We start from the raw sequence: 13,942 nt of genomic DNA, 5'->3' as shown, positions 1-13,942 counted from the left end.
ATGGGGGGTGGTTAACATGCTTTTTGGGGGATAAATTCACTTTTTTAGGGGATTGGGGATGGGATTTACAATAAAATTCATTACCTTTGTGTTTTTAGAAGCTGTTTAAATTTTATATCTAATAATTTCTATTATGAAACGACTAGTTTATTCTCTCATCTTGATATTGGTTGCTGCAATGGCTAGCAATGCAATGGCACAATCTGCAAGGAATGTTTACTATGTGGTAACAGGCAGTTATAGCAGTCTGCCCAAGGCCCAAAAGGCGACACAGGCTAACGATGCTGTCTATCCCATATATGAAGTGACTGCGAATGGTAAACAGGCTTACCGCATTTGTCCCCAGGTGTTTACCAGCAAGGGCGACGCACAACTCTATGCCAGCGAATACAAGCGTTGCTATGGCACCGAGGCATGGGTGTGGCAGTCGCACGGACAGGCAAAGCTCGTTGCCAAGGGCGACTCGGATGAGAGCCACGTGCCTTACACCTCGGTTGCCAGCGGGGCAACGGCCTACTATGTGGTAATCTCGGCGGTATCGTCGCTTGATGCAGCGCAGAAGTTTGCCGCAACCTGCCCCGACGGCATGGAATGCCCCGCATACGAAACCACGGTCAATGGCAAGAAGGTGTATCGCCTGTGCCTGAACCACTACAAGACCAAGAACGAGGCCGACGAGATGGTCGCGCTCTTGAAGGAACGCGAATGGAACGCGTGGGTGTGGAAGCACAACGGCCCCGCCAAGTGCGTGATGCTGGGCGGTAACCTCGCCGGCAAACTCAACCTGCCGTAAAGCCCACCTTAAACCAAAGGGCAACTTTGCCGTCTAAACATATATTGACAACCAAAACCCCTAACGAAAAATATTTGACTGCTATGCGCAAATTTTCTTTAACACTAATATTTTGTACCATTATGAGTTGGTTCTCATTCTTCTCGCACGGTGCGGAGAAAGCGGTTGACTTCAACTATCCGAAAGACGTGTCTAAAAACGCACTTGCCGACCTCGAGTCGGCGCTCAAACAGGGCAACGGCGAACTCACCGTTGACGCCCTTATCCGTTATTCAATAGCCCAGAGCGGCATCAGCCAGGATAACCTGGGTGAGATCATCGACCGCATCGAGGCTACTATCAAGAAAGAAAAACGTCCCGAGTACAAGGCGCTGCTCTACTACTTTGAGGCTCGCGTCTTTGAGGACTACATGTGCCATGCCGATGTGCGCGAGGTCATGGATGTGGAGGGCGAAAATCCCAGCAAGGACTACAGCGAGTGGACCGCAGCGCAATTTGAGGTAAAGATCGACGAACTTTACAAGCTCGCGGTTGCCGACCGCCAGGCACTTGAAGCAGTGAAGGTGACCGACCTGCCCAATATCATCAAGTGCAACGGGCTGGGTGCCACCTACGTGCCCACGCTGTACCTGTTCCTCGCAAGCGAGGTGATGGCAAATTCAAGCAACACCGACCTTAAAGAATTCTACCTGCAGAGCGCCAAGGCGAACAGCGTGCCTGCTTACCTCTATGCCGTGGACAAATACAACGGTTCAAAGCGCAACGAGGTGTATGAGCAGTACCGCGACAATGAGCACTGCGGACTGTTGCTCCCTGACTGGACAAGCAACAAGGAAGACTACGCCAAGCTGAAAGGTTACCTCTCACGCTTCCCCAACGGAGTCTATGCCCCAAACGTGCAGAACACCATCAACCACATGGAGGCAAAGCACGTGAACCTCGGCTACCCCAAGCACATCACCAAGGGCGAAGCTGCCAAGATGAAAGTGAAATATAGCAACGTGGAGCGCTTCACCCTGAACGTGTATCGCATACCCGACAAGGAGATAGGCAACAGCAGTTACTCTTACACGCTCAATCGCCTCGACAAAGTGCAGACCATCAACCTTGATGTTGAAGGCACCATCCCCTTTGAAGGCGAGAAAGATGTTGAGGTTAATGGACTTGACTATGGCAAGTATGTCATCGTTCCGTCATACATGGCCGAGGGCAAGGAACAGATTGACGAGAGCGTGAACTGGCGCGATGACCTCACAGTGAGCGACCTCGCAATCTTCACCGTGGAGCAGAGCGACAAGCAGAACAAGGTGTTCGTGGTCAACCCCGCGACCGGTGCGCCCGTGGCAGGCGTGGAGGTGTCGATGGACTACAAATATGACAACATCCACATCAAAGCAACCACCGACAAAGACGGCATGGTGGTTATCCCCGGCAACGTGGAGCGCTGCGAGATCAAGGTCGTTAAGGGTAACGACAAGTATGCCGATGCACTGAGCTACTACCGCGACAACTTCGGCAGTGGCTCGAGCAACAATATTGACATCTTCACCGACCTGGCAATCTACCGCCCAGGCGAGAAGGTGAAGTGGGCAATCGTGGCTTACTACACCAGCGACAACTCGCGCGACCTGCAACCCAATGCCAAGTTCAATGTTAAGTTCAAAGACATCAACAACAAGGAGATTGCCACCACACAGATAACTACCGACGAGTTTGGCCGTGCCGAGGGCACATTTGACATCCCCACCGACCGTCTCAACGGCAGTTTCAAGATTGAAGTGAGCAAAGGTGACGACTCTCGTGGATATGCCATTGGTTACAAGCGCATCAACGTGAGCGAGTACAAGACACCTACATTCGACATCACCTATACCACCCAGCGCAGCGCCTTCGTGGCACTGGAACCTGTGGTGATTGAGGGTAATGCCAAGACCTACTCGGGTCTGCCCGTAGCAGGTAGCGAGGTGAAGGTGACACTCTGCAAGAACGAGTGGTCATGGAACTGGCGTCACTACATGCCCAAAGTCAAGGGTACTGTGCTCATGGACACCACCGTGACAACCGATGCGCAGGGTAACTTCAAGCTGGAGTTCCCCGCATCGCTCTTCCCCGAGAACGAGGGCAATTACCGCTGGTGCCGCTACAACTACAGCGTTGAGGCGAAGTGTACCAACGCTGCCGGCGAGACTCACGAGGCAAGCAAGTCGTTCATCGTGGGCAGCCGCCGTGGCATTGAGATGCCCGACAACAACACCTTCCTCAACGAGAAGGTTTATGATATTCCCATCTCTTACAAAACTACCAGCGAGACCGAGAAGAGCGTCGTGTGCACCTACGAGCTCATCAACAAGGAGACAAAGGAAACCGTGAAGACCGGCAACTTCGACACTGCCGAGCCCAAGGTTGACTTCACCGCCGTTCCCTCGGGCGAATACACACTCAAAGCTCACATCCTCGCAGCCGACAAGGACGAGACAAATGCCGATGCCCAGATGACCCTGGTGCTGTGGCGCAAGACAGACAAGCAGGCACCCGTCAAGGACTGCGCAATGTGGCTGCCCAAGACCGACATCAAGGCCGACAACGCCGGCAAGGCTTCGTTCCTGGTGGGCACATCAATCCCCGAGGCCCACATCTACATGGTGGTGGCAAGTCACAAGGGCGTGGAGCGCAGCGAGTGGCTGCACTACACCGCTCCCGGAATGCACACGGTGAACGTCACCGTTCCCGAACGCGACGAGGAAGCACTCAACATCACCCTCTACACCTACTACAAGAGCAAGGAAAATAATGAGTCACTCTATGTTACCTGCGAGGCTCGCGAGCGCCGCATCGACATGGAGGCGACATCGTTCCGCGACAAACTCGTGCCTGGCACTCCCGAGCACTGGACATTCAAGGTGACCGACAAGCAGGGCAAGCCCGTCAACGCGGCTGTGATGCTTGAGATGTTTGACAAGGCACTCAACACACTTGCCGACAACACATGGCGCTTCTACCCCTACTGGAGCCGCTGCTATAAGTTCAGCATCAGCGGACAAAACCTGACTTACGGCACAATGGTGTCAAAGGACTGGCAACGCAGCAGCAAGAATACAGCAACCATCGAATACCCCGCCCTCTACATGTACGACCAGCGTCTGTTCGGTTACCTGGGCCGTGCTAACAGAATGTATAGCAAAGCAGCAGGTGGCCGCGTGATGGCAGCACCCATGGCAATGGTAGAGGAAAGTGTCAAATCTCAGGAGGCCGTAGCCGATAATGGTACATTCGGTGCTGCAAGCAAGATTAGAGTGCGCGGAGCTACATCCGCTCACGAGAGTGAAGCAGAGACCGAGGCCGCTCTCGACAACGTGGCAATGCGTATGGCCGATGTGAAGACCGCACTGTGGCAGCCCATGCTCACCACCAACGCCCAGGGCGAACTGGTAGTGGAATTTGACGCTCCGCAGTTCAACACCACATGGATTGTGCAGGGTATCACTTGGGATAAAGAACTCTACTCTTCTCGCTTCAACCGCGAGGTGCTCACCCAAAAAGAAGTGATGGTGAAGGCAAGCTTGCCCCGCTTTGTGCGCACCGGTGACAAAGCTACTCTCACTGCAAGCGTGATGAACGCTACCGACGAACCTCGCCAGGCAAAGGCCATGATCGAACTCTTTGACCCGCGCACAGGCAACGTTGTCGCTACCAAGGAATTCGACGAGCAACTGCAGCCCAACGGCACCAATGCTGTGTCAATCGACTGGGACGTGCCCGAGTCACTGGCATTCGTGGGCTTCCGCATCAAGGCAGCCAGCGGCAAACACAGCGACGGCGAGCAGGTGATGGTTCCCGTGCTGGCAAGCACTCAGCCCATCATCGAGACCCAGCCCTTCTACATCGAGCAGAACGAGCACAACCACAGCGTGACAGTGCCCAGCAACGCACGCGACGCACGCGTGACACTTGAGTACTGCGACAACCCCACATGGTACTGCGTCACTGCACTGCCCACTATATTTGACGACAACTACAAGATTAGCACCCATGCGGCCCACACGCTCTTCACCATCGACGTGGCTCAGGGCATCGCCGCTGCTAATCCCAAGATTAAGGAGGCCGTTGACCACTGGAACGCTAACCCGCAGGACAGCGTGCTCGTGTCGATGCTCGCCAAGAACCAGGACCTCAAGATAGGCAACCTGCTGGCTTCGCCCTGGCTCAATGAGAGCGACCGCCAGACCCTGCGCATGTCGCGCATTGGCGACCTCATGGACAAGGAGAAGATGGCAGTAGAGCGCAAGAAGGTGGTTGACGCGCTGCTCGAGAACCAGAACGCCGACGGCGGCTGGTGCTGGTTTAAGTACCCCGGCTCAGAGTCAAGCATCTACACCACCCACGAGGTGCTCGAGCTCATAGGCGAAATCAAGCACCTGGGCTACCTGCCCGAGAACGCCGAGCTCGACAAGGCCGTGAAGCGCGCCCTGGCATGGTACGACAAGGAGCAAGTGCGCATCTACAACGAGCGCAAGAAATATGGCGACAAGAGCTACAGCGGCTTCAGCGACTTCGTCTATGTGCGCACCCTGTTCAAGGATGTGGCGATGAACAAGGACGCCAAGACCCTCTTCAACAACGCCCTCAAAGCAATGAAGAGCGACTGGAACAAGGGTCTGTCGCTTTCGGGCAAGGCCTACTTTGCCCTCACCATGGAGCGCAACGGCGAGCACAAGACCGCTGCCGCCATCACCGAGAGCATACGCCAGTTCAGCATCACCAAGCCCGAACTCGGAACCTACTGGGACAACCTGCAGAGCGGCTGGCGCTACTTTGACAAGGTGGCAGTCACTGCAACCATCCTCCAGGCACTCAACGAGGTTGACCACCGCAAGGACGAGATCGACGGCGTGCGCAAGTGGATGCTCCTGATGAAGCAGACCAACGACTGGGGTTCATCGAGCCTCGCAGCCGATGCCGTTTACAGCATCCTCTCTACCGGTACCGACTGGCTGCAGCCCGCAAGCCAGGTGAGCATCACCGTCGATGGCAAGGCACTCGACATTGCCGACTCCGAGAAGTATCTGGGATATGTGCGCCGCACACTCAGCTGCCAACCCGGCGCAGTCATCAACATCAACCGCGACGGCACATCACCCGCATGGGGCGCTATCTACAACCAGTTCCGCGCCGAGATGAGCGAGACACCGCAGGTGGCTATCGACGAGCTGTCTATCAGCAAGCAGTACTACATCTACGGCACCGACGGCAAGCTCGTTCCCGCAACCTCTCTCAAGGTGGGCGACAAGGTGCAGGTGCGCACCGTCATCAAGTGCAACCGCGACCTTGACTTCGTCACCGTGGTCGATGAGCGTGCTTCATGCTTCGAGCCCGTTGACCAGCTCTCGGGCTATCGTTATGCCGACGGCACTTACTACTACCTTGAGACCAAGGACTCAAAGACCAACGCGTTCTACACCAGCCTGATGAAGGGCACCCACATCATCTCGTATGACGTGTATGTAACCGCTCGCGGCAAGTTCAGCGCAGGCGTAGCCTCGGCCCAGTGCCAGTATGCCCCCCAAATCGCTGCCCACAGTGCTGGAACTACTCTTGAAATCGAGAAATGATAATGAAATTATAAAACTATTTAAATAACCTAACGGGGCGCATCTTGCGGTGCACCCCACTTTGAAAAAGTAAAATTCACAATGAAAAAAAATGTTATTTTTATCGTGGCACTGCTCCTCGCGAGCTCACTGTCGATGCGTGCCATGACCGAGCGAGAAGCTCTCGTGGCAATTTACAAAGCCCTCAATGGCCCCGAATGGGAAGCCGATGACGCCAAGGGATGGAACACCAATGCCCCCATCAAGGAATGGAAAGATGTGACAACCGATGCCACCGGTGAGCATGTAGAGGCCCTGCAACTACGCGCCGACGAAATTAAAGGCTACCTGCCTGCTGCCATAGGCGAACTCAAAAGCCTCAAGTATTTAAAGTTGAGATATAAAGACCGCGAAGCCGATGCAGCACAGTGCATTCCCGCCGAGGTGTGGACACTGCCCGAACTTGTTGACATAGACGTGTATATTGCCGGCAAGGGCACCTACACACTTCCCAAGGAAATCAACTGTCCCAAACTCAACACAATCAAGGTGAACAAACTGCAAGGTCCCTTTGACGTGCTGCTCACGCTGCCCAAGCTCGTAGAGGTGTGCTTTGAGGACGTCAATGGCGATATGCCCGAGAACATAGGAGAACTGACCAAGTTAAGAAGACTCACCTGGAAAAGCGGTAACGATCCCACAAAGCGCATTCCCGCTTCCCTGGGCAAGTGCTCAATGCTGGAAAGCCTCATCCTTGACAACAGCACCTTCACCAAGGCCCATGTGGGCAACATCGAGTTCCCCGCCGAGGTGTGGGACCTCACTAACCTCAAGTATCTGTTCCTGCGCAATATTGCCGACAAGCCCAGTACCATTCCTGCCGACAAGGTGGCAAAGATGACCCGTCTGGAGAACGTGATTCTGTGCCGTGTGAGCCTTGAGGGTAATATCCCCGCCGAGTTCTTCACTACCGGCAACATGAAACAGTTTGACGTGTATGAGAACTTCATCACAGGCAGCATCCCCAAGGAATTGGGCAACTGCATCAAACTGACCACCGTGCAGCTCAACAACAACAATCTGACCGGCAGCATTCCCGAAGAGTTGGGCAACTGCCCCAAGTTGAGAAACCTCAACCTGAGCAAGAACCCCGACCTGGGCGGAAAGGTTCCCGAGAGCTTCGTTAACTGCCCCGACCTTGCTATTTTCAAAGTTGACGGCACTCAAGTTGACTCCAACGTATCAGAACCCCTAAAAGCTCACCCCAAGTTCTCACGCTGGAAATTCAATAAGTAATCGACATGTCAACAACGATATAGCCATATCGGTGTGCATCGCATGCCGATATGGCTACATTAATTAAACCCACCTAAATATATTTGGTAGTTTTAGAGAAAATGTGTAACTTTGCATTGTTTTATTATACTTATAATAATTATACCCATAATAATTATGACTACAATAAAGAATCCGTTCGTCATCGGGACATATATTTCGCCGGAATATTTCTGCGACCGTGAACAGGAAGTCAAAGCATTGTGCAAACACATTGAGAATGGACGCAATGTCTCATTAGTGTCGCCTCGACGCATGGGGAAGACAGGGTTGATACATCACTTCTTCAACAACGAAGAAATCAAAGACAACTACAACACATTTTTCATTGATCTGTACTCCACTAGCTCGCTTGCCGAGATGGTAAAGGCCATTGCAACCGAAATATTCAAACGGCTCAAACCAACCAGCGAAAAATGGTGGGAAAGATTTGCAACCGTCATTTCATCTCTCAATGCCGGGGTTAGCATCGACCCTATCAGCGGACTGCCATCGTTCAACATCGGACTAGGACAGATTCAGCAACCCGAAACAAGTCTAGAACAAATTTTCAACTACCTCGAAACATCCGACCGCCCCTGTATTGTAGCCATTGACGAGTTTCAGCAGATTGCACTATATGGCGAGAAGAATGTAGAGGCAATATTACGCACTCACATACAACGTTGCCACAACACGCGCTTCATCTATGCTGGCAGTAAGCAACACATGATGGCGCAAATGTTTGCATCTCCATCAAGGCCTTTTTACCAAAGCTGCATACACATGATGCTCGCCCCCATAGCACGCGAGACTTACGCCGACTTTTGCCAGCATCAATTCGAACACAACGGCAAACAACTGCAACGCGAAGTTGTCGAAGCAATATACGACAAATATGAGGGTTACACATGGTATATGCACATGATGATGAATGAGTTATATGCCATCACCGACAAAGGCGAATGTTGCACAGAAAAAATGATTGGCATAGCGCGAGAAAACATAATATTGTCGCAAAGCGCATTTTTCAAAGAACAGCTTTCAATAATACCGTTAAAGCAGAAAATGCTGTTGGAAGCTATTGCTGTGGAAGGGAAGGTGAGTAACGTAACATCAGGTGCATTCATACGCAAGCACAACCTGCCATCAGCTAGTTCGGTCCAATCGGCCTTGAAGGGACTTCTCGAGAAAGAAATTGTGGCTTGTGAAAACAAAACATACTACATCTATGATTTTTTCCTTGCCCACTATCTAAACATGTAATCTACCTTTGCTGTTATAGCCACGTTTTGTTGCTTCGTTTTTGGGGTATTGGTGTGAATTAGATTTTTATTTCTTATAAAACTAATTATCAATGGTTTACAAAACATGAAATGATATCAGTTTTTTGGTGTTTTTCTTGCGGGGGTCATCAGGGAGCAGTAACTTTGCAAGTGAAAAATCAACTAAATTTACCACTATGGAACAGGGCAAGAAAATATGCAATGAGCTGAAGAAGGTGCGGCGGCAGATTGCCGAGGCTAATGGTATCGCCTACTCCCCCACCGAGTGTCACCACAAGGGCAACTGCGCGGGCACATGCCCCGCTTGCGAGGCCGAGGTGAAATATCTTGAACACGAGCTGTCGCTGCGCAGCATGCTGGGCAAGGCGGTCGTGGTGACAGGACTGGGGCTGTCGGTTGCTTCGTGCACCAATGCCCAGGCGACACGGCCAATCAAAACAAGCGCAGACCAGAGCAACTGCGAGGTATATGACACGACCGAAGCGGTAGAAGGTGAAATACCCCTACTGGTTGAAGGAAAAGTCCCTGCTATTAAAGAAAGCCCCGTGTACCAGATGGTGGAGGAAGTTGCCGACATCCCCACTGGGGACAAAAATTTCGTGTACAGGAGTGTAGATGAGATGCCTGTATTTCCCGGCGGAGAGGAAGCAATGATGAGGTATCTCGCGGAGAACGTACGATACCCCGAGCAAGCATCTAAGGATTCTATACAAGGCCGAGTCATAGTGCAATTTGTGGTGAAGGACGACGGGACGGTGGGAACCGTCAAGGTGGTGCGCAGCGTTAACAGCCAGCTCGACGCCGAGGCCGTGCGTGTGGTAAAAAGCATGCCCAAGTTCGTCCCTGGCAAGATTAACGGCATAGAAGTATCGGTGTGGTACACACTGCCAGTAAAGTTCAAAATAGAGAAGTAATCACTCAAAAGTAACTCTATAAACCAATAGAGTTTTTTGCGGACCCCGCGCAGATCTCTCGGATCTCGAAGATATTAAATTTAAATATTAGGTAAGATCAGTAAAATCCGTGCGGGGGGTTCCTATTACAGAGGTCACATCAGTCAAAATACACTCGGGCGTAGGAGCCGGTCTCGGTCATGCGTTTGCCGTAGAAGTCGGGCTCGTTGACGGTCTCGATGTCGTCGCCATCGGGGAAACTCTCGTCGATCATGTCGCGCATTTCGTCAAACTTGGCCTGGGCTTCCTCTTGCGAGGCAAAGCGGTAACTGTCGCTGCCGCTGGCTCCGCTGCTGTTGTAGTAGTCAAACTGCACCACGATTTTGCGGGCGGGAGCGGCAACCTTCTGCTTCACAGGCTCGGGCACGTTGTGGGTGGCAAAGTAACGCCACAGCGGGGCTGCCATGAGCGCTTGCAGCATCTCGTTGCGGGTGAGCATGTCGAGCACCTCGCGCTGCGACATGAGCAGCACCTCGATGTCCTCGCTCTCGTCAAGCGACTGCCCTGCCACACGCTCCACGCCCACGGCAAGGAAGCAGTGGGTGATGTTGTCGCAGATGCTGGGATTCTGCCCTATCGTCATTATCTCCTGCCACTCGCCGCCGGCATAACCTGTCTCTTCAAGCAACTCTCGACGTGCGCTCTGCTCGGGTGTCTCGCCGTCCTCGCACATGCCTGCGCACAGCTCTACCATCACTGTGTCCATAGCGTGGCGGTACTGACGCACCATCACCATGTCGCCACCAGTGGTGATAGCGATGATGTTGACCCAGTCGGGGTACTCCAGCACATAGTGCTCGGGATTGATGACACCGTTGGGCAGCTGCACCTTATCGACACGCGCAGTGAGCCACGGCCGCTGAATTATGTATCGGCTCTCAAGCGTGGTCCATTTCTTTATCTCCTTTGCCATGATATAAGTCTTGTTTAGTGCAAAGGTAATAAATTCTCAACAAACAACAACTATAAAATCCAAAACACTTGACTGATTACACAGAAAGTTGTAACTTCGTGGCGTGAAACCCTATATTGATATGACAGGCTTTAAAAAACGTATCGTTTACTTTGATTTGCTCAAGGGCATTGCAATTTTCCTGGTGGTGATGGGGCACGTGCTCACTATGTGCATACGTGGTGTGGATGCGGCTTTTTTGTTCAAGTTCATCGGTCAGGTGCACATGCCTGTGTTTTTCTTCATCAGCGGTTACATGACTTACAAGGGCACCGAACAGGGCGGATGGGCACGTCCCAAGCTGGGCAAACGCTTTTTGCAGCTCATCATTCCATTTTTGGTGATGAGCGCGCTGTGGGTGTGGTATTTCCCGCACAGCCACTTGGAGTCGCCCTTGCATGACAATCTGCCCGACCTGTACCGTTCTTACTGGAAAGACGGCTACTGGTTCACACTGTGCCTGATGCAGCTGTGCATCGTGTATTGGCCCGTGAGCGTGGTGATGTCGCGCATCAAGCGCCTGTGGGCACAAGTGATGGTGGCAGCGATTGTGTATGGCGGCCTTGCGGCACTGTCGATGGCATTTGCCGACGAGGAGGCTAACCTGGACCTTGCCGGAGTGGGCCTGCTGGCACGGTTTTTCCCGGTGTTCATGATGGGCGTGTTTGCCCACTGCCACAAGGATGGGTTTAACCGCCTGTGGCACAGCGAGTGGGCATTACTCACGGCGATTGCAGTGGGGGCGCTGTCGTTCTATGCGGTGGTATATCCGTGGGACTTGCCATGGCTGCCTGTCTATGCCGAGTTCATTAGCATCCCCGTGATGCACGCATGCCTCATGGTGGTGGCGCTTGCCATGATTGAGCCATGGAGCAACCATGAATATGGCGAGGGATGCCGTCCCAGCATGATTGCCCGTTTCTTCAACCACCTGGGCAGTGAGAGCCTGGGCATATACTTGTGCCATTACTTCTTCCTGTTCCCGCTCACGATGTTGCGCCAGCCTGTCACCGACATGGGGCTGGCAACGTTGCCTCTCGCCGTGATCTCGGCAGCGGTGGCCCTGTGCATCATCGGCATCACGCTGCTCGTTATGCGGCTGATCAAATGCAGCCGTGTGCTCGGTTTCCTCATGCTGGGCAAACCGCTGAGGTGAAAGAATCACTAATAGACACAATCAGGGTCCCGCTTCATTGAGGCGAGACCCTGATTTGTTTTTGTGATATGTTTAGAACATTATTTCATCGTCCATTGAGGATAACATTAATCACTGCATTCAGGTCGGTTGCATCGATTTCGCCGTCGCCGTTCACATCGCCACGGCCTTCAAAGCTAGAAGCAGGTTGGTCACCCAGCACAATAGCCACCACGTTATTGATGTCGGTCACATCGACTTCGCCATCGCCATTCACGTCGCCTTTGAGAGTAACCTTCTTGGGTGTGGGGAGTGATACTGTGAGTGTGAGGTCATCGGTGACGTTAGAGCGGCTAGTGCCCACGCCAGTGCAATCGGTGAGCGCGCTGTTCATTGCCTCGTCGAGCATGTCGTGGAAGCGGCCCTTAGCCACGCTCTTCGCCATCATCTTCACGAGGAAGTTTTGGTCGGCAAGGAGAACGTCGCAAGTTGCATCCACACCGGTGTCAAGCTTCCTGCTGATTGAAGATGGAGTAACGCCCGACTTCTGCTCATTGCCATTGCTCATAGTGATATTAAGTTCGGAAATCACATCTCCCAGACCCTGCACGCAAGCCTCGGTGAAATCTTCCTGCGAGAGAGTGATGCCATAGTCGCTAAACAGGCTGCCGATTTCGTCCCAGTTGTGCCAAATGATGCTGCTCACTGTGGCGCGGCTGCTTGCCTTGGCACGGCTGAGAGCCGTAGAGGCGAAGTTAGAGTCGCCAGGGGTTTTGGTAAGCTTGTCGGTTGTGAAAGAGATGGCATTGCGCTCGGCATTCATAGTGATGTTGCGCACGTGGCAGGGATAAGCTATTACCGAGCCAGTGGTTACCTCGACGATAGACTTGCTCTTGTCGCTGTTGTACCAAGTTGAGCCATTTGAGATGTGGATGTGGCCAGTGAGGAAGAGCTGCATGTCGTGAGCAAGGAACTGAGAGCGTATATTCTCTACGTCGGCAACCATAGCGTCACCCAGCAGTGATTCCTGATCGTCGATGTGAGGAATGAGCTGGTGGTGCATCATGGTCATCAACTGCTTTCCCTTTGCCTTGGCTTCGTCGGCCTTGGCAAGGATCCATGCGAGCGATGCAGCATTGATGCCATTGGCCTCGAGATCTCTGTTCTTATCGCGTTCTTTACACAAGTTGTCGTCAACGGCGATGAGCCACAGTCCGGGAAGGGGCTCGCACACATAACTCAACGAGTTGGGGTCACGCTCCACAGCAGCGTTATATCCCATATTGGCATAAATTGTAGCAAACTCGGCACTGGTGACAGTAGCAGCAGTGCGCACCATGCCGCCTGAAAAAGTCCTTGCATTGGTGTTGTTCACATCATGGTTACCGGGAATCACCCACACCTTGATGCCTGCGTCAACCAGTTTTTGCAGATGAGCAGCGACCACGTTGTGGCTAACCTTCTCACCATTTTTAGTAAGGTCACCTGCGATGAGCAATCCGGCAGGTTTAGCCGTCAAAACCTTATTGACAACAGCCTGCATGATATCATCGGCTTTGTCAAACATCTTGTTATCGTTGTCGATTTCTTTTTGTAGATTTGCACCACCGCTAACCATACATGACGGGCTGAGCAGGTGTAAATCGGTAATAAGCATAAGTTTCTCAGGTGCACTTTCTTGCGCATAAAGGTTTCCCACAGACGTGAACATAGCCGGGGTAATAATTAATGTAGCAGCGGCTATGAGTTTTTGTAGTTTTTTTAGCATAACTATTTGAATTAATTGGTTTTATATTGCAAATATAATCAAAAAAAAACAAAGAGGCAACATTGAGAGTAGAAAGTTTTGAGGTCACAGAGGAATGGAGAGGGATAGAGAGGGATAGAGAGGAATAGAGAGGAATAGAGAGGACATGAGAGG

At 52.4% G+C, this 13,942-nt stretch carries 7 protein-coding genes and 1 pseudogene; 6 read left to right on the top strand and 2 right to left on the bottom strand.

Annotated elements, in window-relative coordinates:
- The first annotated feature begins 133 nt into the window (after window positions 1-133).
- The 5 genes from ACKI3C_RS11755 (at window position 134) to ACKI3C_RS11735 (ending at window position 9,895) form a co-directional block, all read left to right on the top strand.
- Window positions 134-793 (top strand): SPOR domain-containing protein, encoded by a 660-nt coding sequence (locus ACKI3C_RS11755; RefSeq protein WP_407405271.1) that lies wholly within the window; start codon window positions 134-136, stop codon window positions 791-793.
- Between the two features lie 122 nt (window positions 794-915).
- Window positions 916-6,402, top strand: a complete 5,487-nt coding sequence (locus ACKI3C_RS11750; RefSeq protein ID WP_407405269.1) for an alpha-2-macroglobulin family protein — start codon at window positions 916-918, stop codon at window positions 6,400-6,402.
- Window positions 6,403-6,483: 81 nt separating this feature from the next.
- Entirely contained in the window at window positions 6,484-7,677 is a 1,194-nt protein-coding gene (locus tag ACKI3C_RS11745) for a hypothetical protein (protein WP_407405267.1), read from the top strand.
- A gap of 156 nt (window positions 7,678-7,833) precedes the next feature.
- Entirely contained in the window at window positions 7,834-8,961 is a 1,128-nt protein-coding gene (locus ACKI3C_RS11740; RefSeq protein ID WP_407405265.1) for an AAA family ATPase, read from the top strand.
- Window positions 8,962-9,157: 196 nt separating this feature from the next.
- The gene (locus ACKI3C_RS11735; RefSeq protein WP_407405263.1) at window positions 9,158-9,895 is read left to right on the top strand and encodes an energy transducer TonB; all 738 of its coding nucleotides are present in this window, start codon (window positions 9,158-9,160) and stop codon (window positions 9,893-9,895) included.
- A gap of 406 nt (window positions 9,896-10,301) precedes the next feature.
- Here ACKI3C_RS11735 and ACKI3C_RS11730 read toward each other — a convergent pair.
- Window positions 10,302-10,847 (bottom strand): annotated as a pseudogene (locus ACKI3C_RS11730) (NUDIX hydrolase); the annotation flags it as partial.
- A gap of 121 nt (window positions 10,848-10,968) precedes the next feature.
- Here ACKI3C_RS11730 and ACKI3C_RS11725 point away from each other — a divergent pair.
- Window positions 10,969-12,042 (top strand): acyltransferase family protein, encoded by a 1,074-nt coding sequence (locus ACKI3C_RS11725; RefSeq protein WP_407405261.1) that lies wholly within the window; start codon window positions 10,969-10,971, stop codon window positions 12,040-12,042.
- A gap of 85 nt (window positions 12,043-12,127) precedes the next feature.
- Here ACKI3C_RS11725 and ACKI3C_RS11720 read toward each other — a convergent pair whose 3' ends face one another.
- Window positions 12,128-13,678 carry a dockerin type I domain-containing protein gene (locus tag ACKI3C_RS11720; RefSeq protein ID WP_407405259.1) on the bottom strand — a complete coding sequence of 517 codons (1,551 nt, stop codon included), beginning with the start codon at window positions 13,676-13,678 and terminating at the stop codon, window positions 12,128-12,130.
- Window positions 13,679-13,942: the final 264 nt, after the last annotated feature.

The sequence above is a fragment of the Sodaliphilus sp. genome (assembly GCF_045598405.1).
Classification (GTDB): domain Bacteria; phylum Bacteroidota; class Bacteroidia; order Bacteroidales; family Muribaculaceae; genus Sodaliphilus; species Sodaliphilus limicaballi.
Note: the sequence above shows the minus strand (reverse complement) of the source record. Positions and strands in the feature narration are given on the sequence as shown.

Bases quoted from the DNA above. Each gene is read 5' to 3' on its own strand.
- ACKI3C_RS11755 (WP_407405271.1), top strand. From the start codon at position 134: ATGAAACGACTAGTTTATTCTCTCATCTTGATATTGGTTGCTGCAATG.
- ACKI3C_RS11750 (WP_407405269.1), top strand. From the start codon at position 916: ATGAGTTGGTTCTCATTCTTCTCGCACGGTGCGGAGAAAGCGGTTGAC.
- ACKI3C_RS11745 (WP_407405267.1), top strand. From the start codon at position 6,484: ATGAAAAAAAATGTTATTTTTATCGTGGCACTGCTCCTCGCGAGCTCA.
- ACKI3C_RS11740 (WP_407405265.1), top strand. From the start codon at position 7,834: ATGACTACAATAAAGAATCCGTTCGTCATCGGGACATATATTTCGCCG.
- ACKI3C_RS11735 (WP_407405263.1), top strand. From the start codon at position 9,158: ATGGAACAGGGCAAGAAAATATGCAATGAGCTGAAGAAGGTGCGGCGG.
- ACKI3C_RS11725 (WP_407405261.1), top strand. From the start codon at position 10,969: ATGACAGGCTTTAAAAAACGTATCGTTTACTTTGATTTGCTCAAGGGC.
- ACKI3C_RS11720 (WP_407405259.1), bottom strand. From the start codon at position 13,678: ATGCTTATTACCGATTTACACCTGCTCAGCCCGTCATGTATGGTTAGC.